Source organism: Ignavibacteriales bacterium, from assembly GCA_016709155.1.
Lineage (GTDB): Bacteria > Bacteroidota > Ignavibacteria > Ignavibacteriales > Ignavibacteriaceae > JADJEI01.
On the sequence record JADJEI010000001.1, the window covers coordinates 1,736,387 to 1,762,274 of the forward strand.

The 25,888-nt window shown below is 35.5% G+C and carries 28 protein-coding genes and 1 tRNA gene; 19 read left to right on the forward strand and 10 right to left on the reverse strand.

Features of this window, described 5'->3' with window-relative positions; translation table 11 throughout:
- Nucleotides 1-4 precede the first annotated feature (4 nt).
- The 4 genes from IPH11_08315 to IPH11_08330 form a co-directional block, all read right to left on the reverse strand.
- Complete coding sequence (locus IPH11_08315) at nucleotides 5-1,798, reverse strand: type II/IV secretion system protein (GenBank protein ID MBK6913660.1); 1,794 nt, start codon at nucleotides 1,796-1,798, stop codon at nucleotides 5-7.
- A complete protein-coding gene (locus IPH11_08320) occupies nucleotides 1,795-3,168 on the reverse strand; it encodes a type II secretion system F family protein (GenBank protein ID MBK6913661.1) in 1,374 nt (457 codons plus the stop codon). Before IPH11_08320 ends, IPH11_08315 begins: the two co-directional genes overlap by 4 nt.
- 103 nt (nucleotides 3,169-3,271) lie before the next feature.
- Nucleotides 3,272-3,640, reverse strand: a complete 369-nt coding sequence (locus IPH11_08325) for a hypothetical protein (GenBank protein MBK6913662.1) — start codon at nucleotides 3,638-3,640, stop codon at nucleotides 3,272-3,274.
- 47 nt (nucleotides 3,641-3,687) lie between these two features.
- Entirely contained in the window at nucleotides 3,688-4,068 is a 381-nt protein-coding gene (locus IPH11_08330; protein ID MBK6913663.1) for a hypothetical protein, read from the reverse strand.
- A gap of 567 nt (nucleotides 4,069-4,635) precedes the next feature.
- On the opposite strand from IPH11_08330, the gene IPH11_08335 reads away from it, so the two are divergent.
- Nucleotides 4,636-5,130 (forward strand): hypothetical protein, encoded by a 495-nt coding sequence (locus tag IPH11_08335; protein ID MBK6913664.1) that lies wholly within the window; start codon nucleotides 4,636-4,638, stop codon nucleotides 5,128-5,130.
- Between the two features lie 25 nt (nucleotides 5,131-5,155).
- Nucleotides 5,156-5,917 (forward strand): PEGA domain-containing protein, encoded by a 762-nt coding sequence (locus IPH11_08340; protein MBK6913665.1) that lies wholly within the window; start codon nucleotides 5,156-5,158, stop codon nucleotides 5,915-5,917.
- Between the two features lie 52 nt (nucleotides 5,918-5,969).
- Here IPH11_08340 and aspS read toward each other — a convergent pair whose 3' ends face one another.
- Nucleotides 5,970-7,739 (reverse strand): aspartate--tRNA ligase, encoded by a 1,770-nt coding sequence (aspS, locus tag IPH11_08345; protein MBK6913666.1) that lies wholly within the window; start codon nucleotides 7,737-7,739, stop codon nucleotides 5,970-5,972.
- A 112-nt stretch (nucleotides 7,740-7,851) separates the two neighbouring features.
- On the opposite strand from aspS, the gene IPH11_08350 reads away from it, so the two are divergent.
- The 10 genes from IPH11_08350 (at nucleotide 7,852) to IPH11_08395 (ending at nucleotide 16,457) form a co-directional block, all read left to right on the forward strand.
- Nucleotides 7,852-9,927, forward strand: coding sequence for a hypothetical protein (locus IPH11_08350; protein ID MBK6913667.1), 2,076 nt, complete (start codon nucleotides 7,852-7,854; stop codon nucleotides 9,925-9,927).
- Entirely contained in the window at nucleotides 9,924-11,207 is a 1,284-nt protein-coding gene (locus tag IPH11_08355) for a thymidine phosphorylase (GenBank protein MBK6913668.1), read from the forward strand. Before IPH11_08350 ends, IPH11_08355 begins: the two co-directional genes overlap by 4 nt.
- Before the next feature lie 36 nt (nucleotides 11,208-11,243).
- Entirely contained in the window at nucleotides 11,244-11,696 is a 453-nt protein-coding gene (locus IPH11_08360) for a rubrerythrin (GenBank protein ID MBK6913669.1), read from the forward strand.
- Between the two features lie 225 nt (nucleotides 11,697-11,921).
- On the forward strand, nucleotides 11,922-12,800 hold the full coding sequence (locus IPH11_08365; protein ID MBK6913670.1) for a prohibitin family protein: 879 nt from the start codon (nucleotides 11,922-11,924) through the stop codon (nucleotides 12,798-12,800).
- A gap of 424 nt (nucleotides 12,801-13,224) precedes the next feature.
- A complete protein-coding gene (locus IPH11_08370; GenBank protein ID MBK6913671.1) occupies nucleotides 13,225-13,464 on the forward strand; it encodes a 4Fe-4S dicluster domain-containing protein in 240 nt (79 codons plus the stop codon).
- A 33-nt stretch (nucleotides 13,465-13,497) separates the two neighbouring features.
- The gene (locus IPH11_08375) at nucleotides 13,498-14,592 is read left to right on the forward strand and encodes a 3-methyl-2-oxobutanoate dehydrogenase subunit VorB (protein MBK6913672.1); all 1,095 of its coding nucleotides are present in this window, start codon (nucleotides 13,498-13,500) and stop codon (nucleotides 14,590-14,592) included.
- A 9-nt stretch (nucleotides 14,593-14,601) separates the two neighbouring features.
- Nucleotides 14,602-15,384 (forward strand): 2-oxoglutarate oxidoreductase, encoded by a 783-nt coding sequence (locus IPH11_08380; protein ID MBK6913673.1) that lies wholly within the window; start codon nucleotides 14,602-14,604, stop codon nucleotides 15,382-15,384.
- A gap of 28 nt (nucleotides 15,385-15,412) precedes the next feature.
- Nucleotides 15,413-15,976 (forward strand): 2-oxoacid:acceptor oxidoreductase family protein, encoded by a 564-nt coding sequence (locus IPH11_08385; GenBank protein MBK6913674.1) that lies wholly within the window; start codon nucleotides 15,413-15,415, stop codon nucleotides 15,974-15,976.
- A 17-nt stretch (nucleotides 15,977-15,993) separates the two neighbouring features.
- Nucleotides 15,994-16,263, forward strand: coding sequence for a hypothetical protein (locus IPH11_08390; GenBank protein MBK6913675.1), 270 nt, complete (start codon nucleotides 15,994-15,996; stop codon nucleotides 16,261-16,263).
- A gap of 121 nt (nucleotides 16,264-16,384) precedes the next feature.
- Nucleotides 16,385-16,457: transfer RNA gene (locus IPH11_08395), tRNA-Met, on the forward strand.
- Nucleotides 16,458-16,636: 179 nt separating this feature from the next.
- Here the strand turns inward: IPH11_08395 and IPH11_08400 are convergent.
- Nucleotides 16,637-17,254, reverse strand: a complete 618-nt coding sequence (locus tag IPH11_08400; protein ID MBK6913676.1) for a hypothetical protein — start codon at nucleotides 17,252-17,254, stop codon at nucleotides 16,637-16,639.
- A 260-nt stretch (nucleotides 17,255-17,514) separates the two neighbouring features.
- Nucleotides 17,515-17,832, reverse strand: coding sequence for a tetratricopeptide repeat protein (locus IPH11_08405; GenBank protein MBK6913677.1), 318 nt, complete (start codon nucleotides 17,830-17,832; stop codon nucleotides 17,515-17,517).
- A gap of 332 nt (nucleotides 17,833-18,164) precedes the next feature.
- Here IPH11_08405 and IPH11_08410 point away from each other — a divergent pair, with 332 nt between their 5' ends.
- Genes IPH11_08410 through IPH11_08420 form a run of 3 tightly spaced genes read left to right on the forward strand, consistent with a single transcriptional unit; the run spans nucleotide 18,165 to nucleotide 20,066 of the window.
- A complete protein-coding gene (locus IPH11_08410; protein MBK6913678.1) occupies nucleotides 18,165-18,500 on the forward strand; it encodes an STAS domain-containing protein in 336 nt (111 codons plus the stop codon).
- Nucleotides 18,501-18,543: 43 nt separating this feature from the next.
- Nucleotides 18,544-19,083 (forward strand): DUF350 domain-containing protein, encoded by a 540-nt coding sequence (locus IPH11_08415; GenBank protein ID MBK6913679.1) that lies wholly within the window; start codon nucleotides 18,544-18,546, stop codon nucleotides 19,081-19,083.
- Nucleotides 19,084-19,112: 29 nt separating this feature from the next.
- Nucleotides 19,113-20,066, forward strand: coding sequence for a hypothetical protein (locus IPH11_08420; protein ID MBK6913680.1), 954 nt, complete (start codon nucleotides 19,113-19,115; stop codon nucleotides 20,064-20,066).
- Nucleotides 20,067-20,072: 6 nt separating this feature from the next.
- Here the strand turns inward: IPH11_08420 and IPH11_08425 are convergent, their stop codons facing one another.
- Nucleotides 20,073-20,591 carry a hypothetical protein gene (locus tag IPH11_08425; protein ID MBK6913681.1) on the reverse strand — a complete coding sequence of 173 codons (519 nt, stop codon included), beginning with the start codon at nucleotides 20,589-20,591 and terminating at the stop codon, nucleotides 20,073-20,075.
- Between the two features lie 290 nt (nucleotides 20,592-20,881).
- Between IPH11_08425 and IPH11_08430 the strand changes: the two genes are divergently transcribed.
- Nucleotides 20,882-21,589 (forward strand): hypothetical protein, encoded by a 708-nt coding sequence (locus IPH11_08430; protein MBK6913682.1) that lies wholly within the window; start codon nucleotides 20,882-20,884, stop codon nucleotides 21,587-21,589.
- A gap of 40 nt (nucleotides 21,590-21,629) precedes the next feature.
- Here IPH11_08430 and IPH11_08435 read toward each other — a convergent pair whose 3' ends face one another.
- Complete coding sequence (locus tag IPH11_08435; protein MBK6913683.1) at nucleotides 21,630-21,839, reverse strand: helix-turn-helix domain-containing protein; 210 nt, start codon at nucleotides 21,837-21,839, stop codon at nucleotides 21,630-21,632.
- Between the two features lie 326 nt (nucleotides 21,840-22,165).
- On the opposite strand from IPH11_08435, the gene IPH11_08440 reads away from it, so the two are divergent.
- The 3 genes from IPH11_08440 to IPH11_08450 all read left to right on the forward strand — a co-directional run bounded on the left by IPH11_08440 (nucleotide 22,166) and on the right by IPH11_08450 (nucleotide 24,203).
- Nucleotides 22,166-22,375, forward strand: a complete 210-nt coding sequence (locus IPH11_08440; GenBank protein MBK6913684.1) for a hypothetical protein — start codon at nucleotides 22,166-22,168, stop codon at nucleotides 22,373-22,375.
- Nucleotides 22,376-22,518: 143 nt separating this feature from the next.
- Nucleotides 22,519-23,445: a tetratricopeptide repeat protein gene (locus tag IPH11_08445; protein MBK6913685.1), complete on the forward strand. Its 927-nt coding sequence runs from the start codon at nucleotides 22,519-22,521 to the stop codon at nucleotides 23,443-23,445.
- A complete protein-coding gene (locus IPH11_08450; protein ID MBK6913686.1) occupies nucleotides 23,442-24,203 on the forward strand; it encodes an SdiA-regulated domain-containing protein in 762 nt (253 codons plus the stop codon). The genes IPH11_08445 and IPH11_08450 overlap by 4 nt, the downstream gene beginning before the upstream one ends.
- 75 nt (nucleotides 24,204-24,278) lie before the next feature.
- On the opposite strand, the gene IPH11_08455 is transcribed toward IPH11_08450, so the two are convergent.
- Nucleotides 24,279-25,721, reverse strand: a complete 1,443-nt coding sequence (locus IPH11_08455; protein MBK6913687.1) for a hypothetical protein — start codon at nucleotides 25,719-25,721, stop codon at nucleotides 24,279-24,281.
- Between the last annotated feature and the right edge of the window lie 167 nt (nucleotides 25,722-25,888).

A 25,888-nucleotide genomic window follows, 5' to 3' on the forward strand; every position in this document is an offset into this window, starting at 1 on the left:
TAAATTACTCATCAGAAGTGGAAGCTAAGACTTCCTCGATTGAGGATAAGCCAAGTTTCACTTTTTCCAGTCCGGCTTCTCTAAGATTAAGAGTACCGTCCTTTTTAGCCTGAATTCGCACCTTTTCTTCATCTACGTCTTCTCCAGAGCGAACGATGATTTGGCGAATCTCCTTTGTAAAATACAAAGCCTCGTGAATAGCGAGCCTGCCTTTATAACCAGAACCGCCGCATTTTGAACATCCTTTGGCTTCATAAACCGTATAATTTCGCCATTCTGCAATGTTTAGCCCCGCGGCTTCCATTAATGGCTCATCAAAATTCGCAAGTTTTTTCTTACAGTCATTGCAAAGCCTTCTAATCAACCTTTGTGCCACAATTAAATTAATTGCATAAGCTATTAGAAATGGTTCGATTCCCATCTTATATAATCTTGCCACTGCGCTTGGAGCGTCATTTGTGTGAAGCGTAGAAAAAGTTAAGTGCCCGGTATTAGCTAATTTAACAGCAACTTCTGCAGTTTCCTTGTCACGCATTTCACCGACAAGAACAATATCGGGATCGTGACGAAGAATTGACCGGATTGCCTGCTCAAAATTCATTTTAAAGCCAATTTTTAATTGTCTTGCCCCTTTAATTACATACTCCACCGGATCTTCAACTGTTAGCACGTTTACAGTTGGATCAATTACCTGGTACAATGCCGCAACGAGGGTTGTACTTTTTCCACTCCCTGTTGGTCCGGTTAGGATAACCATTCCCTGCGGCTGCTTGATAGCTTTTATAAATGCATCTTTGCTGTAACCGCTTAACCCAAGCTTTTCAAGATCAGTGATAACTTTTCTATCGTCAAGAATTCTTATTACAATACTTTCAAATTTATTTTTTAATTCAGTCCCAACCATTGGCAGCACTGAAACTCTATACCGAATGATATGATCATCAATTTCGCGCTGCATAAAACCATCCTGCGCCATTTCTCTTTCAAATCTATCCATACCCTTTCCGCGATCTTTAATTACAGAAACGATAGCCTCGGGCAATGTGTTTTCCTGTGTGTGCCAAAGTTGGAGTTCACCATCGAGACGAAAATATATTTCAGTTTTATTCCCAACTTTGGGGACAAAATGAATATCGCTTGCACCCTTTCTAACACCTTCAACAAGTGCAGCTTCAACTAAATTTATTAAAGCACTTTTGTTTATTTCTGCATCAAGTTCCTGCTCATCAAGTCCGCTTTCATCACGCTCGAGATGGATCATATCGGCAGATTCATCCTCCATCATTTTAAGATAGATATTTTCAGGAGGGAGAATTAACTGGATAAGTTTTTCGTAATCTTTTTTCTTAATGAAAATTACTTCATACTTTTTTACATTCAGACCAAAAGCAATTTTGGGGATGTTTCTATCAGTGGGGTCAATAGAGGCAAGGATGAGTTTATCTTTTATTTTTTCGTCAAACATAAAAGGAATAACATGATGTTCCAGCATCTGGTTTTTTAAATTTTCACCGGAGCTGTTTATTAAGCCCTTTATGGCTTCTAATTTACTTGCCGGAATCTCTTCTACCCGAACATCTAATTCTCTGAATGCATATAGAACAGCGACTTCTCGAAATATTGTATCGTGATCATAATTAAAATCCTGAACGAGTATTTGTGCAAGATTTCTTTTTATCTTACTCTTATCATTAATTTTAGCATTTAGCGCCCTCTCAAGCATTTGGGCATCTATTATTCCCTTCTTAAATAAGAGATAACCTATTTTATCAGTAAGCTCAAGATTTGTTTCGATCATGTCTGATTATTTTCAATTTGAATAATTGATGCAGCCCCCGGTGTTTTAGGACGAACTGTAGCTGTTTCGGCAGAGACAAGTGTTAATGCAATCATGACAACCATAATAACCATTGCAATTACTACCTGGATAAGTTCAATTAAATTTTTCAATTTATAAACCGTTTCGCTTTCGTAGTAATTTGCTAATTGCAGTGTCGTGTTTTTAATAGTACCTGTTTCTTCGCCGGAATGAAATCGCGAGAGAGCTGTTTCTGTAAAAACTCCTGCGGCTTCAAATGAGTCTGTCATTCCAATTCCCTTTTTAATCATCATTGGAATTGCAATTGTTTTAATTCGCTCTTCGAAATAACGATTGTCAGTTGCTTCTGCAGCAATTTTGATTGGCTCTATGCTTTCGGCAGAGCCGCTGTAAAGAGCATAAAACACGCGGCAATAAACTTCAATTAATGTTTTATGAACCAACGGACCCAAAACAGGAATGGACAACATAAATTTATCAACCCATAACCCGCCTTTTTTCGTTTTTGACCATTGCCAAAAAACGATGGGGGGGATGGCACAAACAAGCCCAACTAACATCCAATTCTCAACAAGAAAGTCACTGATCTTTAGTGTAAATGCAGTCATAGGCGGCAGATCAATACCGAATTTAACAAATAGTTTTGCAGTTTCGGGAAATATATACCCGACATAGAAAAGCACTGCAAGAAATAAAACGAAAAGAGTAACTGCAGGAGTGATTAATGCGCTTTTAAGATTTTTCCTAAATTCCTGTCTGCGCTCTAAAAACTTTGCTGTCGATTTATAGATTTCCGCCATGTTGCCGCTTTTAGATGCAAGCCCAAGCATGTAAGCCGTAAATTTTCCGAATACGACTTGATACCTCAAAAATGTAGTTTCACTGTCAGCGCCTTTTTTTAATTCATTATTAATTTCTTTTAATGTTTCTTTAAGTGCCTTGTTTTGTGTGTCGTTAATAAGCAGGGTTAATATTTCGGCATAAGCTAATTTTTGATCAAGCAGTTCCGCGCTTATTTTTACAAAAGTAACAATGTCGGAGGTAGGAGGTTTACGTTGGAAATCGAGAAGTTTTTTATGAACCGAAACAATATTATACCCCATCCTTCTTAAAGCGTCTTCAACTTCCCTTTTATTGAAAGCTTTTTGCTCGCCGGTAATAGGCTTCTCTTTACCTTTTCTGACTTTATACAGGAAGGTGGATTTTTTTTCGATGCTCAGAATCTTGAGATGATTTTTATCCGCAAGCTTCTGAATTTTTTGTTTTCCTTCTTTAGCAGAGTTCACCGAAAGAGTTCCGGTGATGGTCTGTCCCGAAGTTTTCTGTGCAGTAAATTTATATTCTAGCATAATTCCTTTAAAATAGAAAGGCTGACAAAATATAACAATTTTGTCAGCCTTTAGAAAATATTATTTGATTAATCTATCTCATTTAATTAATAATTCTTTAATATTAATTAACTGATGATGTAATTGCTGTCGAGGTTACAGTTGTAGTAACTTCCCAACTATAATCAGAATCCAATGGTGTTCCTGTTAATGTAACCGTGGAAGCTCCGACGCTAGCCGACCATGTTGTGGTAGGAGTAGAAGCTAAAGATGCAGGAACTGACCAGCCAGTGAAAGAATTTCCACCACCATCCATTGAGGTTGGTTTCTTGTAATACTGCTGAGCAAGAGCGCCAAGGTTTGTACCTTCAGAGATGATAGTGTCTTTTGCTGAAGATTCTGCATTTGCGTTAAACAAGTTGATGCCGACGACTACAGCTATACCAACTACGATTACGCCAAGAACGATTAAGAGAAGTTGTTGTTGACCCATGATAGATCTCCTTTATATATATTTATGAGTATTGTTAATTAGAACATTTAGTTTAATATTTCTGATGTTACAGAATTAGGTTCCACTGTTGTTTGAACTTTCACTGAATCATCATCGTTCACTACATCATTTCCCGTGCCAATGATTATTACCTTTGAAGCTTCAACGCTCGCAGTGTAGTAACCACTTGAAGTCGCTGTCAATTGATCGGGGATATCCCAACCTTCAAAACTAAAACCACCCCCTCCGAATGTTTTAGGTTTTTCATAAAATGTCATAGCCATATTTCCCAGATTCATACATTCAGTCATTACTATATCACGTTTTGTATCCGCTGCATTTTGTCTAAACAAAGTAATGGCAAAAGCTATTGCTATTGCTACTACAATTAGACCAATTACTATGAGTAACAGTTGTTGCTGTCCCATCTAAAATCCTTTTATATACGTTTCGGGGTTATTAACAAGAAAAAAAGTGCCAAAAAATTTTTATTAGTAAAGCATTTGAAAAGCTTCGAAAAAATAACGTTGAATTATTAAGGAGAATATTTTACAGGTAAAGTTGGCATAAATAGTAAATGTTACTTCCGGGGAACTGTTTATTCCTTTTTTTGATGAATAATGGGGGTAGCAATAAAAAGAATTTTAGTGAGCAGTTAAGAAATACTGACCGATTGGACTTCCTTAACTCACTGCCCTCTGAAAATTATTCGCCTGCATTTCCACTCCAAAATTTCTATCGGAATAAATTACTTGTAAGAACGGGAAATTTAGCCCAAAATTACCGACATCTTTTCGATAAGAAATGCCGATAGACTAGGGATTACTTAATTCAGTATATTTATTATGAAAGACTTCTGATGGCATTGCCATTAGAAATCTATTTTTCAGGGGTCTTCATGAGTAATCAATTGGGAATTAGATGATATAAAAAAACATTTTAATAAAAGGGAAAGAAGTTTATTTTTGTAGATCAAAAAAAAGGATTACTTAACAATGAGAATAAATAAAATCTATTCTATTACTATGCTCTTAACAGCACTAACGTTTTTATTTGTTATTGGCTGTGAGAAAAAGACAGAAACAAACCCGGAAGAAAAAGTTGAAACAACAATTGAAAAACCCGTTGTTGAAACTACGGTAGAAAAAGTTGATTCTGTTAAGCCGGAAGAACCAAAAATAGTTATTCCGGATATGCTTGGTACCTGGTCGGGAACGTTTGACAGCCGCGCATGCACGTTGAAAATAACTAAACAAGACAGCATAGCTTTTAGCGGAAGCATTACCATAAATTACAGAGAGGTTGTAAATCAATCTGTTTCGGGCACTATTAATGTCGAAAAAAACACTGTATCTATGAAAGATCTAATCCATAGCAGATATCAGGGAACTTATTCTGGAAAACTTTCTTCTGACATGAAGAATCTTGCCGGAACCTTTACGATTACAGTTGATAAGAAAAATTTATCATTTAACTTGAACAAAAAATAATCATCAATAAAAAAGGAAAACCTTAATGAACAAAATACTCTCGTTATTATTCATTCTTTCAATTGGATTTGTTTTATCTTCCTGCGACAGCACTACCGATCCAGTAATTCCACCTGTCACTACCGGCAGCGTTTACCTCGAATCAACCCCTGCCGGAGCAGAAATTTGGGTAGATGGTGTAAGCTCCGGTAAAGTTACTCCTGACAGCGTAACTAATATAGAAGAAGGAAACCATAACATAACCTTAAAACTTGCCGACTATGACGATACAACTTTCACAATGACAGTGATTGCTGGACAACAGGTCTCTAATGATGTAACAATGATTTCAAATCTTTTCTTGACTCATTATGGTGGAACGGTTAATATAGTTAGGCTTTGGGAAACATTAGGAACAACCTCCGATCAACCAAGCGGGCTTGATCTATCTTCGGGAAATCCCTATGGAATATCTTCATCGGATGCCGATAAAGTTGATATTTATTACTCAAGCAATGGTTTCTTAGTAAAAAGTGCTGATCTTGCTTCTGGGTTAACAAGAGTTACAGATTTTATGGTTGGCGGCGCCAGTGATTTAAATGATGGACTTGACTCTCCGCTAAGATCCACCGGATTATGGCTTGATAATATGGGTGATAGGGAAACAAATTATGTTTATCTCTACGATAATGATGGGCACTATTCAAAATTAAAAATCGTTCAGTGGGGTGGGGGCGTACCTGGCGAACCTGCCTGGGTTGAAGTTGAATGGTGGTACAACGAAACAGTTGACGATGTAAGATTCTAATCTTATCTTTTATAGATAGAATTTGGAGCCGCAGAGTTTTCTGCGGCTTTTTTTATTTCTTAATTTGAATATGAAGTTCGGCTAATTGCTCTTCTGATACATCCGATGGGGCTTCATCCATTAAGGAAAGTGCCGATGCTGTTTTAGGGAAAGCTATCACATCTCTAATCGAATCTTCTCCTGCAAAAATCATTACCAATCTATCAAAACCAAATGCAATTCCTCCGTGAGGGGGGGCGCCGTACTTGAACGCATTCATTAAAAAACCAAATTTGTATTGTGCTTCTTCATCACTGATACCGAGTGCTTTAAACATTTTTGCCTGCAGCTCAGAACTGTGAATTCTGATACTTCCGCCCGCAACTTCACTGCCATTTAACACAAGATCATAAGCCCGTGCGTGCACTTTTGACAGATCGCTATCCATAAACTCAACATCTTCGGGTCGGGGCGAAGTGAAAGGATGGTGCATTGCATAATATCTTTTAGTTTCTTCATCCCACTCAAACAAAGGGAAATCAGTAACCCAGAGCAGCTTTGGTTCGGAGTCAGGTTTAATTAATTCAAGCCGCCTTGCCATTTCCAAACGGAGCGCACCCATAATACTTAGTATTTTATTTTTTGCTCCTGAAAGAATTAAAATAAGATCGCCGTTTTTAGCGTTCATATTTTTTATTAATGATTTCTGTTCCGTTTCAGAAATGAACCTTGCAGTTGGTCCTTCAATTACTTCCTCTTTAATGCGCAGCCAGATTAGCCCTCCGGCGCCAAGTTTTTTTACAAAATCCGTAAGAGAATCAAGCTGATTACGAGTGTATGTGCCGCAGCCTGATGCAAGCAAGCCGGTAATGATCCCATTATTATCAATTGAATCTTTGAATACTTTAAATCCTGTTTGAGTAAAAATCACATTCAAAGTAACGAGCTGAAGATCAAATCGAAGATCGGGTTTATCGCTGCCGTACTTTTCCATAGCTTCGTTAAAAGGTAATCTGGGCAATGGAAGTGGAAGTTCTTTGTTCCAAATCTGATTGTAAAATTCTTTCATCAAACCTTCAGCCATTTCAAAAATATTTTCCTGATCAACAAAAGACATCTCAACATCTATCTGAGTAAATTCGGGCTGACGGTCGGCGCGCAAGTCTTCATCTCTGAAACATTTTACAATCTGGAAATAACGATCGAACCCAGATACCATCAGCAATTGCTTGTAAGTTTGCGGAGACTGCGGCAGAGCATAAAATTTTCCTTTATGAATTCTGCTTGGAACAAGATAATCGCGAGCACCTTCGGGAGTGCTTTTCATCAAGACAGGAGTTTCGATTTCAACAAAATTATTTTCATCAAAATATTTTCTGCTAATCTGATACATTTTATGCCGAAGTAAAAAATTTTTCTGGAGCGAAGGTCGGCGAAGATCGAGATAACGAAACTTCAATCGTAATTCTTCATTCGCATCAATAATATCTTTTATCGGGAAAGGCGGGGTGATCGCTTCATTAAGAATAATAAGTTTATCTGCCGCTATTTCAACAAGTCCTGTTTGCATCTCCCTATTTTCTGTTTCGGCACTTCTTTTTTGTACAGTTCCTTCAATAGAAATAACAAATTCACCTCTTAGAGATTTTGCTAACTGATAACTTTCTTCGTTAATGGTTTGTTCAAATAGAACTTGAGTAATCCCGTAGCGATCACGCTCCCAAATGAATATGAGTCCGCCAAGATCTCGTCGTCTATCAACCCAACCATTTAAAACTACCCGTTGCCCAATATTGGTTTCTCGTAATTCACCGCAAGTATGAGTGCGTGTTTTAAAAATCATTTTAGAATGTCTTCTCCATTATATTAGAATTTGCGGGCGAAAAATATTAAATGATGATGGGTAATCAAATTCTTATTATTTTAAATTATTAGTTTGACTAAAAAATATCAAAATGCTTTTACTTGGAATTTTAGCGATTGTGCAAACGGTTTATTTACCGGGATTTGTTTTTACTGGTATTTTTAATATTAAAACTACAAGCACAATTCAAAAATGGATATATATTTTTGCTATTAGTTTATTTTTAAATTATTCGCTCGTAACAGTTCTCACCTTACTTGGATTTTATAAATCAATTATATATTATATTATAATTTCAATCGAAGTTGTAATTGTTGCTTATTTAGTAATTGCTAAAAAGAGTAAAATTGATTTGGGGTTTAATTTTAGACAACTCATTTTAGATTTTCTTTCGTTCTGCAAGTCTGTTTCAATTTCTGAGAGAGTATTAATAATAATTACAACATTGGTTGTCCTCTTTTATCTTTCACTATTTATCTCAAACCTTGGAACAATCTTTTATTTTGTGGATACGGTAAACAATATTCACTGGAACACCTGGGCAATCGATTTTGCAAATAATTCTCTTCCCAAAGAATCTTCCCATTTCCCTCAGCTAATACCGGCAAATTGGTCTATCAATTATTTACTTATTGGTGAAAAGAATGTTCATTTTTTCCCTAAAAGTTTTATGCCTTTATTTTTCTTAGGGAACCTTTTCATGTTTCTCGATTTATTTTTTAGTAAAAAAAACTACGTTTATTTAGTTGCACTAATCATTTACGGATTCTTCGCTCCAATAATATATAATCTGGTTTTTATTGCTGATGGTAATGCTGATTTGCCGGTTTCATTTTTTACTTTTTTAAGCTTCTATGCTTATTTAAAAACTGATAAAGATAAATTTGAATTAAAGGAACTTGGTATTGTTTTTCTATTTGCTTCGACTGCTGCAGGAACAAAGCTGGCTGGCTTTTATGTCTTTTCCTTTATTTCAATTCTGTGCCTTTATCACTTTATCAAAAACTACAAACTATTCGATAGAAAACAAATCCCGGTTTTAGCTGTTTCCATAGTTTTAATTCTGAGTACAAATTTATTTTGGTATTTTTTAAAACCAGAGACTATGGCAAGTGGTTTGCATCAGCCAGAGTGGTTGGCAGAGGGGTACGACCTAATTTTAAATAATGCTCTTCATCTGGCATATTATAATATTGGACTTCCTGTCATAGCCTTTTTTATTATAACATTTTTATTCAGTCTGTTTGCCAAAGAATCGCGCTACGTAACAATATTTTTTGTTATCCCGCCAATTATTCTTTGGATGTACAAATACAGCGCTGATTTTAGGAATTTAAGCTTTGTGGTTCCGTTTGTTTCTTATGTTTCAGCGTTTGGTTTATTTAAGATAATAAAAATTTTACAGAACAAGGAACAGCCTGATAACATTGCTCCAGGTACAATAATAAAGACCGAAACTAACAAAAAAACATTCTGGTCATTTGTTTTTCTTATACCGGCGGGGTTGGTTTGTTTTTTCCTGATTGAAACTAATTACTTTTATCAAATTTTATACTCAGTTTATTCATTTATAAGTAAATATTATTTTCAATCTCACAGGATAAGCTACTTGATAGATTTTACGTTTTTTCTACCCGTAGATTATTATCAAAAAGTTTTTGCAATAATGTTTTTACTATTTTCCTTAGCAGGAGTCCTATACTTGTCAAGAACAAGAATGAAAGATGTACTTATAGTATTGAGTTTATTTGCAATATTTTCAAATTTTACATTTATAACCAGAGCCACTATAATAAATCACCAAAAGGAAGAATTTGCTAAGGTGGATGCAAGGAATTATTACCAAACAATTAGTACAATTACAAAAAACACAAAAAAGCGCGACAATATCGTTTCAAATTTTTATGCCATTTGTTCCGAAAAAATTCAGAGAGAAATAGATTTTACATTTGTCGAAAATCAAAAATTATTAGATTCTTTAATTAGTGTTTCTACATTACAGCCTAAAATATTTTTTGTACATTTAAAAGCTTTTGAAGCTTCAAAGCAAATGTTAGTCAGAAATATTATTGAGGAAAAAAAGTTCCATATTTTGTTTGATGATGGCGATTTTATTTTATTTAGTAATGAAGTTGATAACGCGATAAGTCAAAATTATTTATTATGAACACAATAGAACTCATCCGCAAAAAAAGAAATAAAGAAAGCAATACCAAAGAAGAGATTTCATTTCTGATAAATAGTTATGCCAAAGGAAAAATTCCCGATTATCAATTCTCTGCCTTTTTAATGGCGGCTTTTATCAATGGAATGAATAAAGAAGAAACTTCTTCGCTCACGAACGCTATGCTGCACAGTGGAAAGGTAATTGATCTTGCTTCCATCAAAGGGAAAAAAATTGATAAACATTCCACTGGCGGGGTAGGAGATAAAACTTCGCTTATAATTGCACCTATAGTTGCCGCTGCCGGAATAAATGTACCGATGATTTCCGGGAGGGGGCTTGGTCATACCGGCGGAACACTTGACAAACTTGAATCTATTCCCGGCTTTAGAACCGATCTATCAATTAATGAATATAAAAATGTTCTTAAAAAATGCGGCGCCGTGCTTATTGGTCAAACTTCTGATATCGCTCCAGCTGATAAAATGATTTATGCACTTCGCGATGTTACTGCAACGGTTGAATCTATTCCATTAATCACTGCAAGTATTATGAGTAAAAAATTAGCAGAAGGAATTGATGGGCTTGTGCTTGATGTTAAAACCGGCAGCGGTGCATTTATGAAAAATCAAAAAGATTCGGAACAGCTTACAGCTTCTTTGATCAACACGGCAAAGGTTTTTAACAAAAATGTGATTGCATTTATTACAGATATGAATCAGCCGCTTGGAAATTACATTGGCAATTGGCTGGAGGTTTATGAATCAATAAAAGTATTGAAAGGTGAATTAAAAAATGATTTGTTCGAATTGAGTTTGAGTCTGGCTGGCGCAATGATTTATCTCGGCGGAAAGGCTAATTCAATTAATGCGGGAAAAGTAATTGCTTCAGAAGTAATAAATTCTGAAGAAGCATTCAAAAAGTTTTTGGAGATTGTCAAACTTCAAGGCGGGGATACTGCATACATTATTCATCCTGATAAATACCCGAAAGCTAAATATCATAAAAGATTAATCTCTATGGAATATGGTTTTGTAGATTCGATAAATAATTATGAATTGGGAATGGCAGCACTCGAACTTGGCGCAGGTAGAAAAACCAAAGAAGATGTTATTGATCCTGCGGCGGGAATAATTTTCTATTCCAAAATAGGAACAGAAATAAAAGAGGGAGATATTGTTGCAGAGTTATTTTCAAACAAAAAAGATTCTTTAAGAATTGCGGAAGATAAAATCTTCAACGCAATTGTTTTATCAAGAAGAAAACATCAGCACCAAAGCTGATAAAAAAAATAATCACTTAAATGAAAGGATAATATCATGGCTTCTCAGAAAGAAATAATTGAGAATCTAATCAAAAGTTATTGGATGGAGATCGAAACTGTAATCAACTATATCTCTAATTCAGTTAACCTTGACGGGGTGCGTGCAGAAGAAATAAAAAAATCTCTCGCTGTAGATGTGATGGAAGAAATCACACACGCACAAATGCTTGCTAAAAGAATTAAACAGCTTGGCGGCTTGGTCCCCGGTTCAATGGATTTTAAACCATCTCAAAAAAATCTTCAGACTAAAAAGGATACAACAGATGTTGTTTCTATAATCGAAGGAGTAATCAAAGCTGAGGATGGTGCAATCGTTCAGTACAATAAATTGATTAAACTTTGCGATGGTGTTGATTATGTTACTCAGGATATTTGTGTTAACCTTTTGGGGATGGAGGAAAGTCACAGAGTTGAGTTCAGAGGCTACCTGAAGGAATATAAAAAGTAAAGTAAATTGTTCTTATAATTACTTAGAAGAGGCTGCAGCCAAAGTGCGACCTGGCAGATTTATATCTCCAAATCATCTTGCATTTGAACCTGACTTCACCTGAACCTTCTTTCGTGTAGCCTCTTTTAATAAATCTTTCTTTTTCCACTAACTTCAATCTGTCTTTTAATTATATTTCATCCGTCATTATTATTAATCATAAAATAGAAAAAGAGAGGAAGTAAAATGTTATTTATAATTGCTGTCTTAGCTGCTGTTGTAGCACTCGTTGTTTACTTCAATGCTAAAAAAAGATTTAACAAATCCGAATCAACCTTTGCTTTTATTGGATTTATTGTTGCGGCGCTGATTGCCTTGATGCAATGCTGGACAATCATTCCCGCCGGACATGCGGGGGTTATTGACTTCTGGGGTTCAGTCAGCGACAACACCCTTAAGCCTGGAGTCAATTTAGTGAACCCTATGGCAAATGTTGTAAAGTTCGATACGCGTAAGCAGGAACTTAAAGAAGTTATGAATGTCCCTTCTAAGGAAGGTTTACCCATTGAACTTGAAATCAGTATGATATTTCGTCTAAGTATGGAGGAGGTAAACGAAATTTATAAAACTGCCGGCGATTACGAAGAATACGTCCAAAAATTAATTACGCCCAACTTCCGTTCAGTCGTTCGCGGAGTTACAACAAAGTACGAAGCAAAAGCCCTATACACTGCTGAACGGGAAAAACTTGAAGACGAAATAAAAGCAAAACTCTCCACGATTAAGGAACTTGCAGAGGTTGTTGTGCTCTCCACCCCCTTAAGACAGATAAATCTACCCGCCGGCTTAACTGCTTCGATTGAAGAAAAACTGAAAGCTGAACAGGAAAGCCAGCGTATGGAATTTATTCTTACAAGGGAGAAACAGGAAGCAGAAAGAAAAAGAATTGAAGCAAGAGGAATCTCCGATTTTCAGAATATTGTAGCGCAAGGTCTCAGCGATCAATTATTGAAATGGAAGGGTATCGAAGCAACTGAAAAAATTGCCAACTCCCCCAATTCCAAAATCATTATTATCGGTTCGGGAAAGGATGGCTTGCCGGTTATTTTAGGAGGGAATAATTAGCCTTATAAATATTAAAGTCTGATTTTTCTGAAATCACAAAAGAGTATTATTGCTAATAACCTTAATGAACAAAGTAAAGGTGACATCTTTTTTGTAGTAATTAGACTTAAAATTATTTATCTAAATTTAATTATGAACCGAGTTCAATCAGGAAGGAAAGATGTCATCTTTTCACTGCTAAATTTTTGAGTGAGATGAATTAAGTAACTTAATAAATATCAACTACTGTCAACATAAAAACCTTTATGCAAGTTGACCTTTTTTTCTCTCTTTTAAGAATCACACACCTGCCCAATTTCTTACTTATGAAAATTTCCCATTTAAATCTTTCTTTTTAATGCAATAAACTAACAAAGCTCGACTGGCATATATGTTGGTAAAAATACTGCAAGAGATTTTATCCTTTAAATGAAAGCAAAATAAAATGATAAAAGGAGCAGTAAAAATAGATGGCAAAGTTTGTAAAGGCTGCGAACTTTGCATTGTTGCATGTCCGCAGGATGCGCTGGCTCTCTCACCAAATTTTAATGAAAAAGGTTATCGCTACGTCGAATTGATTTACGATGTCTGTACCGGCTGCACAAATTGCGCACTTGTGTGCCCTGAAGCAGCAATAACAGTTTATCGTCAGCCTAAGCCTGCTAAAAAAGTTCAGGCAAAATAATTTTATCAGTAAAAATAACTGAAAAGGATTTTTATGGAAATGAAGGAAAAAAGAACCGGTGAAGCCCGTTTAATGAAAGGCAACGAAGCACTCGCCGAAGCTGCGATATGCGCCAATCTTGATGCTTATTTCGGGTATCCAATTACGCCTCAATCAGAAGTTTTGGAATATCTCGAAAGAGAAATTCCCAAACGTCACGGGTTAGTGCTGCAGGCAGAAAGCGAAATTGCTTCGATAAATATGGTTTATGGCGCTGCAGGTGCGGGCGCACGGGTAATGACTTCGTCATCGTCTCCTGGAATAAGTTTAATGCAGGAAGGAATTTCATACATAGCATCAGCTCAACTTCCATGCTTGATAGTAAATGTTGTACGCGGTGGACCAGGATTGGGCACGATACAACCTTCTCAAGGTGATTATTTTCAGGCCACAAAGGGAGGTGGTCATGGGGATTATCACCTTATTGTTTTGGCTCCCGCTTCTGTTCAGGAAATGGCTGACTTTGTTTTCGATGCATTCAGACTTGCAGAAAAATATAGGAACCCTGCAATGATTTTATCAGACGGGGCACTCGGTCAAATGATGGAAAAAGTATTTCTTCCGGAAGAAGGCTCGCTGCCAAAGACTCCCGCCCCCTGGGCAACAACGGGTAAGACAAAAGATAGAGATCACAATATTATTACTTCATTATTTATCCAGCCTGAAGAAATGGAGAAAGTTAATCTTCAATTGCAGGAAAAATATAAAGCAATGCAGTGCGAAGTTAGATACGAAGAAATAAAAACAGAGGATGCTGAAATTCTTCTTGTTGCCTTTGGACTTTCGGCTCGCATCTGCCAAAAGACAGTTGATCTGGGCAGGGAAAAAGGAATTAAGATAGGATTACTCAGACCAATTACTCTTTATCCATATCCTTATCAAAGAATTTCTGAATTAGCCGAACAAGTTCAATTTATCTTAACAGTTGAAATGAATGCCGGTCAAATGGTGGAAGATGTACGCCTTGGCGTAGAAGGAAGAGTTCCGGTTTACTTCAAAGGCAGGATGGGCGGCATGATACCCTCCCCCGAAGATATTCTTCAGGAAGTCGAAGTTCATTATTCAAAACACAACGTAATGCAAGATTAGGAGATTGATATGAATGAAAAATTATTTTTAGACCCTGAAGCAGACACAGATCTTGAGCAGGTGTATTGCAGACCCGATACACTTACAGATGTTCCATTTCATTACTGCCCTGGCTGCGGGCATAGTGTTGTTCACAAAGTTTTAATGGAAGTTGTAGAAGAATTGGGAATACAGGAAGAAGTTATCGGTGTGGCGCCGGTTGGCTGTTCTGTATTTGCGTATCATTATATGAATGTTGATATGCAGGAGGCTGCACACGGAAGAGCAAGTGCTGTTGCAACCGGAATTAAAAGAGTGCTTCCCGAAAAATATGTGTTTTCCTACCAAGGTGATGGCGATCTTGCTGCTATCGGCACTGCAGAAACAATTCACACCGTAAATCGCGGCGAAAATATTTTGATGGTCTTCATCAATAATGGAATTTATGGAATGACCGGCGGTCAAATGGCTCCCACAAGTTTAATAGGGCAGGTAACATCAACCTCACCCTACGGAAGAGATGCGGCACAGGTTGGCAACCCGATTAAGATTGCTGATTTGCTCTGCATGCTTCCCGGAGCTTATTATGTAACAAGACAAGCTGTTTATAATCCAAACACAGTAAGAAAGCTTAAGAAGGCTTTAATAAAATCGTTTGAATATCAGAAACAGAAAAAGGGAACTTGCTTTGTTGAAGTAGTTTCCAATTGTCCTTCCGGTTGGAAGATGACACCTGTTGAAACAATTAAATATATTGAAGAGAAAATGATCCCGGCATATCCGCTTGGTGATTTAAAAGTTCCTCAAAATTAATTCGCAGTTTTAGATAAGGAATTTAAATATGACAAAAGAACATGAAATAATTATTGCAGGTTTTGGCGGGCAGGGCGTCCTTTCAATGGGAAAACTGATTGCCTACGCTGGAATGATAGAAGGCAAAGAAGTTAGCTGGATGCCCTCTTACGGTCCTGAAATGCGAGGGGGAACTGCAAACTGTATTGTAATTGTTTCCAATTCAACAATCAGCTCACCGTTGGTTTCAAAATTTGATACGGCGATTTTACTAAATCAGCCTTCTCTTGAAAAATTTGAAAATGCAGTTAAACCCGGGGGCTTATTAATTTATGAACAATCTACAATCATCAATCCTCCAACAAGAACAGATATTGAAATTATCTGCATCTCCGGTAATGAAGAGGCTGATAAATTGAATGCAAAACAAGTTGCTAATATGGTGCTTGCAGGAGCATTTCTTGAGAGGAGACCGATATTAAAAATCGAAACAATTTTAGAAGCGCTTAAAAAAGCTCTCCCTCCCCGCAGACACAATATGATTCCTTTAAACGAGCAAGCTCTATCCCGCGGCAAGGAAATAGCAAAATCAATTGAACACATTCCAGCATAAAAACAATGAGGATAAAAATGGCAGAATTAGAAATCAAATGCCAGCATGCTTGTAAAAATACTTGTGCAACTTTAAATGAAGCACTTCGACGCGAAACTGCTATGGCAAGGTTTTACGAAAGTGTAGTTGAGGAATGTAATATGCCCGATGTTAGTTCTTACATCAATGGGCTTGTTGAAGAGAAAAGAAAAGTATTACTTACCTTACTTCAAAAGATTAACGAAATTCATGTACGTTCGCAGGCAATAGACGGCGTAGCTTCAAGCTTTAACAACGTGGACGGCTAATTTGGATTAGCAAGCTCAAATTGCTATATTTGCACACGAAATTTGAAAATAAAAGTTAAATTGCGATAGAGTCCAACAATAAAAGCAGCTCGATAACGGACTAAAAAAATTGATATTAAATCGCGGGGTGGAGCAATTGGTAGCTCGTCGGGCTCATAACCCGAAGGTTGTAGGTTCAAGTCCTGCCCCCGCTACTAAGAAAGCCTGATTCTGAAAGGAGTCGGGCTTTTTAATTTTAAAATTGAAACTCTTGTGGGATATTTTCTTGACTTATAATATTTCAAGAAATAATTAATAAAGAAACACTTCTAAAATAAAAAACCCGGTTCTCTCAGCCGGGTTTTTTAAAGGAGATCTGCTATTGAATAGTTTATTATAGCATTGTTCTGTATAAAGCCTTAACACCGAATAAATTTAGATTGCTGCTGCTGCTAAAAATCACGTTATAGTCGCCTTCAATTCCTAAAGAATTATTTGAATCGCCAATTGGAATAAAAAAGCCCATCCCGATAGCGCCGTTAAAATTTTTTGTCAAATCTCTTTCAGAAAATAATACCGTGTTTACATCGTTTGAGCCTTGGCTTGGTGAACTAATAAAATTATAGCCAACTGATAGCTTTATAAATGGAGTAAGAAAATCATTCTGTTCGTAAGAAGCTACGTGCGAAATTCCTATTGAATACATATTTAAAGAATGCCGTGCAATACTTGAAAAATTTTGATCTAACAAATTACCTGATGCCGAAGCTATTGCGCTGCTGATTGATTGTCCGGTATAACCAATGCAGACAGCAAGCGAATAATTATCGTCGAATTTGAATCCGTACTCGGCTCCCAAAGAATATCCAAGCATAGTTTCGGTGCTTGCGAATGAATTTGCGTTGGGAATTACACCCCCACCGTTTAATTCCACAAAAGTCTGGGCTTGTGAATAATTATATAATGCAAGTGCAATCATCATTGCGACATTTAATTTTAATCCTAATTTCATTCTCGTCTTTCGTTGCCGTTATTTTTTTATTAAAAACATTTACGGTTTTGATTAGACAAATGAAATGCCATCTTGTTAACTTCAAATTTTTAGCCCAAATCAACAATCGGGAAATAATGTTTGATTTATTTTAAGACATTCGATTCAGAAAAGTCCACAGATAGACAAACCAAAAATAGTCTATGAAATAATTTGCCCGGGATAAAATTAAAAATGTAAAAAATATTTGAGAGATTTTAGAGGAGGGAATAAAAAGTAATTCAGAAAAGATTATTGCTGCTGCCTTCATAGGAGCCAACAAATCCTGTCAAGCCTTCAGAATTGAGTGCGCTTAATAATCTTGGATCAAGTTGAAGTGCTTTGGCAAAATCTAAGTATGCTCCTTTTTGATCATTAAGTGATAATCTTATTTTCCCCCGTCTGTAGTAAGCTTCTGCAAAATTTGGATTGAATGCGATTGCAAGTGTGAATTCATCAAGCGCAGAATTGAAATTTCTATCTAAACTATTTTTATTGCCTTTGGTATAGTGATCAATTGCTTTTTGTTGGGTCAAACAAGCCGTTTGTTGAAAATCCATATCTAAAATTTTTTAACTGATTGAATTGAATTTGATTTATTCCTCAACAATAATGCCATCTGCATGCTTTATATTCTGTTAGTAATTTCAAGGTTGTACAATAACGACTGACACTATTTATAACAATTTTACATTCCGATGGATTAATCAGGTAATCCTGAATCATTAAATCCCGCCGCCAAATTTATTTTAATCATTCAAATGATTTTTCCAATTCAAAATATTATTGCAAATTATTTGTGCAAGTTTAAAAGAGTTATTTGATTTAAAATTTCTTATTGATTGTTGAAATTAATTTGCGCTTTATTAATGGTTATATCTAACTGTTAAATATGAAAAATATTTCGTTAAAAAGAATTGACGACGTTTGCATCATTTCCATTTTGAATGAACGAGCAACATTAAATATTTCCGAAGAATTGAACTCTTTAATTTTAGATTGCTCTCCGGTGTGCTCGGATATGATAATTGACTTGAGCATCTGTAATTTTATTGATTCTACTTTTATCGGCAACCTGATTTCTGTTTCCAAAAAACTTAAAGAAAATAAGACCAACTTATTTCTCATTAAACCAGAAAAAGAAGCTTTTCAAATTATTGTAAGGATGGGAGTCAAGGAGGTTTTTAATTTTTTGGAGTCCCCTGCCGATTTATTGCGGCGCAAATAATTATCTTTTTTAAAGCATTTTCTAAATATTCACCGAGGTAAAAATGGATTTGATATTATTTCTTACCGGGCTATTACAAATTGGACTTTCATTAGTGCTCGGAGTACTATTTATTTATGGCGCATATAAATTGTTCTATAGAATAATTCTTAAAATAGATGATGTCAAATCACTGCAAAGCAATAACACTGCGGTTGCAATTCTGAATGCATCAATAATTATTTCTTTGATAATTATAATTAAAAATTCAATTGATCCGGCAGTAACAATTTTTTCCAACACACTGCGCTCGCCAAACAATTCAGCATCAGATTTTCTGATGACTGCGATATTAATTCTTCTTCAAATACTTGTTGCGGGTGTTGTGGCTTTTGGCTCAATTTACCTGGCAATAAAATTTTTCACCTGGCTTACCAAAGACTTAGATGAGATTGAAGAGATAAAAAAGAATAACATTGCCGTAAGTATAGTCATGGCATTTGTGGTTTTTTCAATCGCGCTTTTGATTAACAGTGGAATTGAAACTTTGCTCGATTCTCTGGTTCCTTTTCCCCCAACCTCAATTCTTGAAATTGGCAGATAGGACTCTTATTTAGAAAGTTGAGTACTTAGATGAGTGTTAATACTAAAGGCTGTCTTAAAGCCTCGTTAATTGGATGCGGCTCTATTGCTTTTCTTTCATTTGTACTTTTTATTCTTGTTCTTTTGTTTTCAACCAACTTCTCTTTTGATACTTCGGACACAATAAAAACAGACGGCAATTTTTCCATAAAAGATTCCTCCCTCGCCTTTAACGAAATAGTTACCACAAAATATTCCTGGCTGTTTGTGGATGAATTCCTCAAGACAAAAAAAGTTTCTGTAACTTTAGATATTTTAAAAAAGGATGTGGATGATGCTCTTAATTATCTTGAGATGATAGGGAAAATGTCTTATAAAGAATTGGGTGTGAAAAATAGTAATCAATACAACGATCCACTTTTTGAAAGCAAAGAAGTTTGGGATAAAATTTATATAAGAGTTTACAGTCAAGGAACACCGCAGTTTGAGAAAATTAGTGACGGCTTCAATAAAATATTCTCATCCGAAAACTTATCGCCGAAAAACAGAATATTGTTTTTAATTACATTTGTTCAGAACATCAAGTACAAAAGACCCGGAGGATCGCTCGATCTATTACCCCCCATTGCAACACTTGCTAAAAAATTCGGTGACTGCGATACAAAAGCACTTTTACTTTACATCCTTTTAGAGAAAATGAAAATTGATTGTGTTTTATTCTGGAGCTATAATTATAAACATGCTATGCTCGGTGTAGCATTAAATGCAAGTGGTGATTATAAAACATATAGAGGGAGAAAGTACTACTTCCTTGAGACAACCTATCCGAATTGGGGCATCGGGCAGCTCGCTCCGGATACTGATAACCTTAACTATTGGTACATCACTGATCTCGATGATAATTTGCTGAGTGAAAATTATTTTGATGATACTGAGATTCAACAAAAGGACAATCAAAATAAGAGTGAAAGGAAGAATAACAAGCCAAGCCCTGCACGACATTAATATTTATTAGACAACATCCATTAATTGATTTGACTTAGAAAGATCAGCAGGAGTGATATAGTCATAGGGCTTATTAAATTCCTTTTCAAAATTAATTTTTCGGAATGCTGCATCATAAAAAAATCGTGCAGAGAATTCGCTGCATGTCATAGCTTTTGCATTTGTGCTGAATAATTTTATTCGAAATATTTTATATAAGACCAGACCAAAAATATTTAGTTTGTCGTAAGGTCGCCCGATATATCTAATAATATTTTCTTTAACATCAGTCACAGCTTCTTTGGATCTCCGAACTCTACATTTATTCAACTCGGAATATTTTCTTTTTCTAATATCGAACCCGTTGCCCCATGCTTCGCCAACAATCACGTATTTTTCACGTAATTCTAAGACAATGCCCGCGTGTGAAAACTGTGACCTTGTAAAGATCTTAACGAGTCTATCGAATAATCCGCTATTTGAAAATAATACAAGATCGCCCGGTTGATACTTCACGGCTGGCACTATTTTTTGATCGTTATTCATTTTCTCAAGATTTGTTTTTACTGTTGTTTCGGATTAGAAAGTAACCCAATACAATGTTTTGACTCATAATATTAATTCGTTTGAGCAGCCAATTTTTAAAGTTCGTTAATTGGATTGTTAAAAAAAGACTATTTCAAATTTTAAAATCTAATATTTTTTAGTGCTTAATTGCATGATATTTTTTTCGATTATGAATTACAATGTTGTCCAAACATTATTCTGTTTTACTTGTTCATCTTTTTTAATAACTTGATAAAAAGATACTATAAAATATTATTACAGTAAAAGCGATGGAACCAGAAAAATTTGACCTGTTTATATTTTTATTAAAATTAAAATCCTTTCTTGTTGGGATAATTGATTCGCCTGAAGATTGTGAAACAGATTTTCAATACACCGAAGAATTCCTTGAACGAAAACTTCCTGAAAGAAAGGATGAAATAATTGAAATGCTTCGCCGCAATAATATTGAGGGTGATTGCGATATAGTTTTTAACGAAAAAATTCATTTCAAATTTCGTGAAATGACACAAGCTGATGAAAAAAATATTAATCTCGAATCTGTACTGAACAAACTCGATATTAAAACACAGCACCTTGTCTCGGATGCCAATATAATATCTACTTATCAGAAACTCCGCGAAGAAAAACTGAACAGTATTCTTGCTCTTCTCTTCGAACTTGCCAAAGACTGGGCGGAACATAGAGAAATAGAAAACCAATTTGACAACTATGCGATCCTTGATGAAGAAGAAATGATCAGGCCCGAAGAAGAAAAAAAATTATTAACACTTGATAAGAAAACCCTTCGTTCATTTCGGCTGATTTCTTCTAACTCTGAAAAATATATTGACCAAATGATTGACTATTACTTTAACTATGGCGGAAATCAAAATCTTGACGAATTTGTTGAGGATATAAAAAAAATCGGCGAGGTTTTAAGAAACAAGTATGTCGAATTGTTCAGGAAAAACGGATTTGACAGTGAGATTTCCTAATTGGGAGTGTGCTTCTCTACTTTTAAAAATAAGCGCTAAATTATAAATCTAACCTTGGCTGAGTATCAGGCTTTCGTTTTTTATGCTCTTTATTAGATTTCAGAAAATCTCCAAATTCTTCCTGCGAAATAATAAATATTTTCCCGACTCGTTCTGCTTTTAACTTACCGGTTTTAATATAATAAAGCACGCCCGATCGGCTTATCTTTAACAATTTGGCAACATCTGTAACACTAAAGTATTCTTTCATAAAATCAGCTTTTTAGTTTTTAGCTATTTTTCAAAAGAGATCACTGATAACTTAAGAAATTATTACCTCTGATTCCATAATTGAAATTTCAATTATGTCACTTTTACAAAGTAAGATTTACAAGTGAAGATTCTTTATTTCACATAGAAGAATAAATTGAAGCAATTCCGAAAGGTTTTTTGTTAAGTTGAAACAATAAAGAACTAACATGAAATTTAATTGAATAGATATGAGACATTATTAATTAATTGCTAATTCAATTATAAGTGGCATAGTTTATGTTTTCATTAATACAGAATAAAATTAAATATTATTTGGAATAAACAATGCAAGAAATAAGAGAAAAAATTAAGCAGTTCATCGAGGAAGGGTATAAGAGCGCTGTTAAAGAGGGGAGTCTCGACAGCACCTTCGTTACTATGCGAATATGGAACTTTCTCATTGAGAAAGACGCTTTAAATTTTAATCAACCTGATATTAGAAAAAAAGATGTTAAGCCATTAAACAATGTTCTTCAGCACGATCAAAATCTTTAGCCATAAATAGTCCGTCATCATTCTCCTCCTAAAATCACCGGCAGTGCGCATCTGCCGGTTTTTTTTCTCTCCGCTGATTACCTTAATTTAAAATTGAAAACAATATTTATTGTTTTGTTTCAATCACTTTTTTTTGGCTATTCTTGTACATAAAATTATTACTGATTGCTTTTCTGCCAATACTGATTTATCAAGGCTGCTTAAATGTAAATTCAGTGTATCTTGAGCAAGCTGATAAATTATACAATGACCGTGAATTTACACTTGCCTGTGAATATTACGATAAAGCTATATCCGAAACTCCTTCAAATCAAAAAGCACTTTATGGAAAAGCAAAATCACTTTTTAATCTTGGCAAAACCACTGAAGCCATTAGCTTCTTTACACTTGCCATTAAATATGATAATGATTTTTATGAAGCTTACTATAATAGAGCGTATTCCTTTCTACAGGTTGATCAAATTGATTCGGCGCTGATTGATATAAACCATGCAATAGAATTAACCGATACCCTGAGTGATGCCTTTTTTCTTCGGGCATATTTAGAATCGCTTTCGGGTAATTATGAAAAAGCAATTAATGATTATAACAGATGTATTTCTCTTGATCCTTCTGACTCTCGCTTTTATATCAATCGTGGAAATGTAAAAAGCTCTTCTTCTGATAATACCGGAGCTATTGAAGACTACACAAAGGCAATACTAATTGATTCAACAAACATCAATTCTTATTTAAGCCGTGCAAATGAATTTGGAATTGTTGGGAACTACCTTTTGTCTGCAAACGATTATGACAAAGTTTTATCTTTTAATCCGCAAAATATTGAAGTGCTAAGCATACTTGCAGAAACAAAAATTAGATTGAACGATCTTGAAAGTGCAGAAAAAATTTATACCAGGATTATTGAACTAACACCGGGAAATCCAAAATTATTTTACTCAAGAGGATTGATAAAAATTCGGCTCGGCAAAAAAACCGAAGGATGTAAGGACTTGCAAACAGCGGGAAAGATGGGACTATTTGAAGCTTATGAACAAATTCAAAAAAACTGCGGGAAAGGGAAAAAGTGAAACGAAATAAAATAAACAAATATTTAGCAAGTTTATTTTTTCTATCAATCATAATTGTCTTGTTAATATTCTCAACAAACTGCGCTGATGAAAAACCAAGCAGAATGACACTAATTTCCAAATACAAATTAGATATACCTGAACCCTCCGCACTTAGTTTGAATGCCGATACAAACAGTTTGTGGACCGTGAGCGATAACAACAGCACTGTTTATTTGATTTCATTAACAGGCAAAATTCTTTCGAGTTTCGTTTTAGCAAATGCGCAGGATTTGGAGGGTGTTGAGTTCGTGAACGATTCAACTCTTGCCGTCGTTTCTGAATTTTCTGACGAGTTAATATTTTGCTCGCTGCAGGGAATCGAAAGGGGCAGGTATAAAATAAATGCGAAACAAAGCGATAACCACGGATTGGAGGGGGTTGCTTTCAAGAAAGACAGCAATTCTTTTTGTGTTATTAATGAAAAAAGTCCGTCCTTGCTCATCGAACTGACAAACGATTTTTTTGAAACACATCGAACAGAGATAACTTCAATGTCAGATATATCTGATATTTATTATGACAACGAAGAAAATATTACCTGGCTGCTAAGTGATGAAGACCATGCAATATTTAGATTTAATTCAGAAGGTGTTTTAATTGAAAAGCTTACCATAGACGTCAATCAACCAGAGGGGTTGGCGTATGATAAACAAAATAATTTTATTTATGTTGTTTCGGATAAAACAGGCGAGTTATTTATTTACAAATTGGAATAAAGTTTTGCGTTCAGTTCAATTTGCTGTCACTCTGTTATGGAGTAATACAGAGTGACAGAAATTGATTGAGGTGTGTTATCTGCTGTTTCCGTAAATTGTTACATTTGCTTTTCCGTTAGGACCATCTGCGCTTACAGTAATTGCTACAGGTGTTGACACATCCACTGTGTCTTGAACATCGTAAACTAGAAAATTGAATTGTGTCCAAAGCTGGTTTTGGGTATCGGGGATTTCAAAATTCAGCTCACCAAGTGCTGCAACATTTTCTCCATCAACACTAACTGATACGGTTGTTCCACCTGCAAGTGGATTTCCATTTTGGTCACCGACATAGTAATTAAAACTTTGTGATCCGGCATTTGGAATATCGAACGTAATGGGATCAATAGTCACCACCGGTACTCCTGAAAATAATACATAAATATCTCTGCTAATATTCTGCGAATTTTCATCTATTGTTGTTCCGGTAATTTTGGCAAAGCCTTCACCAAAAAATGGATCCACCGGGTGAGGCAGTGCAGAAATTAATTCCACTGTTCCAATTCCTAATTCGTTGGTTTGAGTTGAGCCGGCAATATATCCCCCTGTAGAAGTAAAATATACTGACGTGTTTTCTCGTACCGGGTTTGCGTATTTATCACCAACATACGCTGAAATAGGATCAATTAATCCAAAAATATTAAATCCTGGAAAATTCAATAACTGCGGCGCGATACTGAAATGATCATAATCTGGCAAACCGCCATGAATTGAAATTGCAACAGGTAAAGAAGCTATAGTCTTATTGGGTAAAAATACTTCCGCGATTATCTGCACAACTCCAGCTTTATATCCACTTGTTAAATTAACCGTAGCTTGACCGAGATCATTTGTCTTTACTACAGCGGGACTTATTTCTTCACCCCCACCAGGCGATATACCGAATCTGAAAAACACATCAACCGAATGATCTATATCCATTGGCACTCCGGCTGAATCCTGAACTTCAAAAACGAGCTGTGCTGTTTCAACATCACCGCTTTCCTTAACTCCAATTATTGCTGTTGTTTGTGCAGCAAGATAAACGGTAACCGGATCACCAGAGGGTTTTGTACCGCTGGTAACGGGTTCTAATTTTATTAATGGAATTGTATTTATTGATCCAGGCTCGATAGTTGCCGAAGTTGTATCTGTTAGAAATCCACCTTTGTAGGTGATGATTGTAAGGTTGCTGTTGGCAGTAAGATCAAACTCGAAAGAATACTTACCCTGATCATCCGTGAATACCCCTTCGTCTATTTGATTGCCAACTATTCTTACTATAGCGCTATCGAGTGGTATTCCCGTTAGATTACTTATAACCTGTCCACTGATAAAAGTAATCGTACCGGTAGAGTCTTCTCCTGTGCCGTTATTATTGTTGTTGTTAATTCCGGCAGAGATAACTTCCTGGTTATCTTGACAGCTATTAACAATAAAAGTTGCTGAAATGATAAGGATTAGACCAACAACCATTTTAGCAGAATTAAATATTTTCATTTTTTCACCAGACTATTTTTATACTTGAATAATAATTTTCAAATTAAACCGGGCTTAGCTTTTTAATTTTTTATAAATTAAATCAAGAATAATGCCTAAAAGAAAAAGTGAAAAAACCCTTATTATTAAAGAAAAACGTAATTATTACTTTGGAAAAAAGGTAATTT

What these genes read in the sequence shown, in the direction of transcription:
- IPH11_08425 (MBK6913681.1), bottom strand. Translation starts at nt 20,591, where the DNA reads ATGAATAACGATCAAAAAATAGTGCCAGCCGTGAAGTATCAACCGGGC.
- IPH11_08325 (MBK6913662.1), bottom strand. Translation starts at nt 3,640, where the DNA reads ATGGGTCAACAACAACTTCTCTTAATCGTTCTTGGCGTAATCGTAGTT.
- IPH11_08400 (MBK6913676.1), bottom strand. Translation starts at nt 17,254, where the DNA reads ATGAAATTAGGATTAAAATTAAATGTCGCAATGATGATTGCACTTGCA.
- IPH11_08415 (MBK6913679.1), top strand. Translation starts at nt 18,544, where the DNA reads ATGGATTTGATATTATTTCTTACCGGGCTATTACAAATTGGACTTTCA.
- IPH11_08390 (MBK6913675.1), top strand. Translation starts at nt 15,994, where the DNA reads ATGGCAGAATTAGAAATCAAATGCCAGCATGCTTGTAAAAATACTTGT.
- IPH11_08375 (MBK6913672.1), top strand. Translation starts at nt 13,498, where the DNA reads ATGGAAATGAAGGAAAAAAGAACCGGTGAAGCCCGTTTAATGAAAGGC.
- IPH11_08315 (MBK6913660.1), bottom strand. Translation starts at nt 1,798, where the DNA reads ATGATCGAAACAAATCTTGAGCTTACTGATAAAATAGGTTATCTCTTA.
- IPH11_08370 (MBK6913671.1), top strand. Translation starts at nt 13,225, where the DNA reads ATGATAAAAGGAGCAGTAAAAATAGATGGCAAAGTTTGTAAAGGCTGC.
- IPH11_08385 (MBK6913674.1), top strand. Translation starts at nt 15,413, where the DNA reads ATGACAAAAGAACATGAAATAATTATTGCAGGTTTTGGCGGGCAGGGC.
- IPH11_08360 (MBK6913669.1), top strand. Translation starts at nt 11,244, where the DNA reads ATGGCTTCTCAGAAAGAAATAATTGAGAATCTAATCAAAAGTTATTGG.
- IPH11_08455 (MBK6913687.1), bottom strand. Translation starts at nt 25,721, where the DNA reads ATGAAAATATTTAATTCTGCTAAAATGGTTGTTGGTCTAATCCTTATC.
- IPH11_08380 (MBK6913673.1), top strand. Translation starts at nt 14,602, where the DNA reads ATGAATGAAAAATTATTTTTAGACCCTGAAGCAGACACAGATCTTGAG.
- IPH11_08405 (MBK6913677.1), bottom strand. Translation starts at nt 17,832, where the DNA reads ATGGATTTTCAACAAACGGCTTGTTTGACCCAACAAAAAGCAATTGAT.
- IPH11_08410 (MBK6913678.1), top strand. Translation starts at nt 18,165, where the DNA reads ATGAAAAATATTTCGTTAAAAAGAATTGACGACGTTTGCATCATTTCC.
- IPH11_08350 (MBK6913667.1), top strand. Translation starts at nt 7,852, where the DNA reads ATGCTTTTACTTGGAATTTTAGCGATTGTGCAAACGGTTTATTTACCG.
- IPH11_08320 (MBK6913661.1), bottom strand. Translation starts at nt 3,168, where the DNA reads ATGCTAGAATATAAATTTACTGCACAGAAAACTTCGGGACAGACCATC.
- IPH11_08330 (MBK6913663.1), bottom strand. Translation starts at nt 4,068, where the DNA reads ATGGGACAGCAACAACTGTTACTCATAGTAATTGGTCTAATTGTAGTA.
- IPH11_08365 (MBK6913670.1), top strand. Translation starts at nt 11,922, where the DNA reads ATGTTATTTATAATTGCTGTCTTAGCTGCTGTTGTAGCACTCGTTGTT.
- IPH11_08435 (MBK6913683.1), bottom strand. Translation starts at nt 21,839, where the DNA reads ATGAAAGAATACTTTAGTGTTACAGATGTTGCCAAATTGTTAAAGATA.
- IPH11_08355 (MBK6913668.1), top strand. Translation starts at nt 9,924, where the DNA reads ATGAACACAATAGAACTCATCCGCAAAAAAAGAAATAAAGAAAGCAAT.
- IPH11_08340 (MBK6913665.1), top strand. Translation starts at nt 5,156, where the DNA reads ATGAACAAAATACTCTCGTTATTATTCATTCTTTCAATTGGATTTGTT.
- IPH11_08335 (MBK6913664.1), top strand. Translation starts at nt 4,636, where the DNA reads ATGAGAATAAATAAAATCTATTCTATTACTATGCTCTTAACAGCACTA.
- IPH11_08420 (MBK6913680.1), top strand. Translation starts at nt 19,113, where the DNA reads ATGAGTGTTAATACTAAAGGCTGTCTTAAAGCCTCGTTAATTGGATGC.
- aspS (MBK6913666.1), bottom strand. Translation starts at nt 7,739, where the DNA reads ATGATTTTTAAAACACGCACTCATACTTGCGGTGAATTACGAGAAACC.
- IPH11_08430 (MBK6913682.1), top strand. Translation starts at nt 20,882, where the DNA reads ATGGAACCAGAAAAATTTGACCTGTTTATATTTTTATTAAAATTAAAA.
- IPH11_08440 (MBK6913684.1), top strand. Translation starts at nt 22,166, where the DNA reads ATGCAAGAAATAAGAGAAAAAATTAAGCAGTTCATCGAGGAAGGGTAT.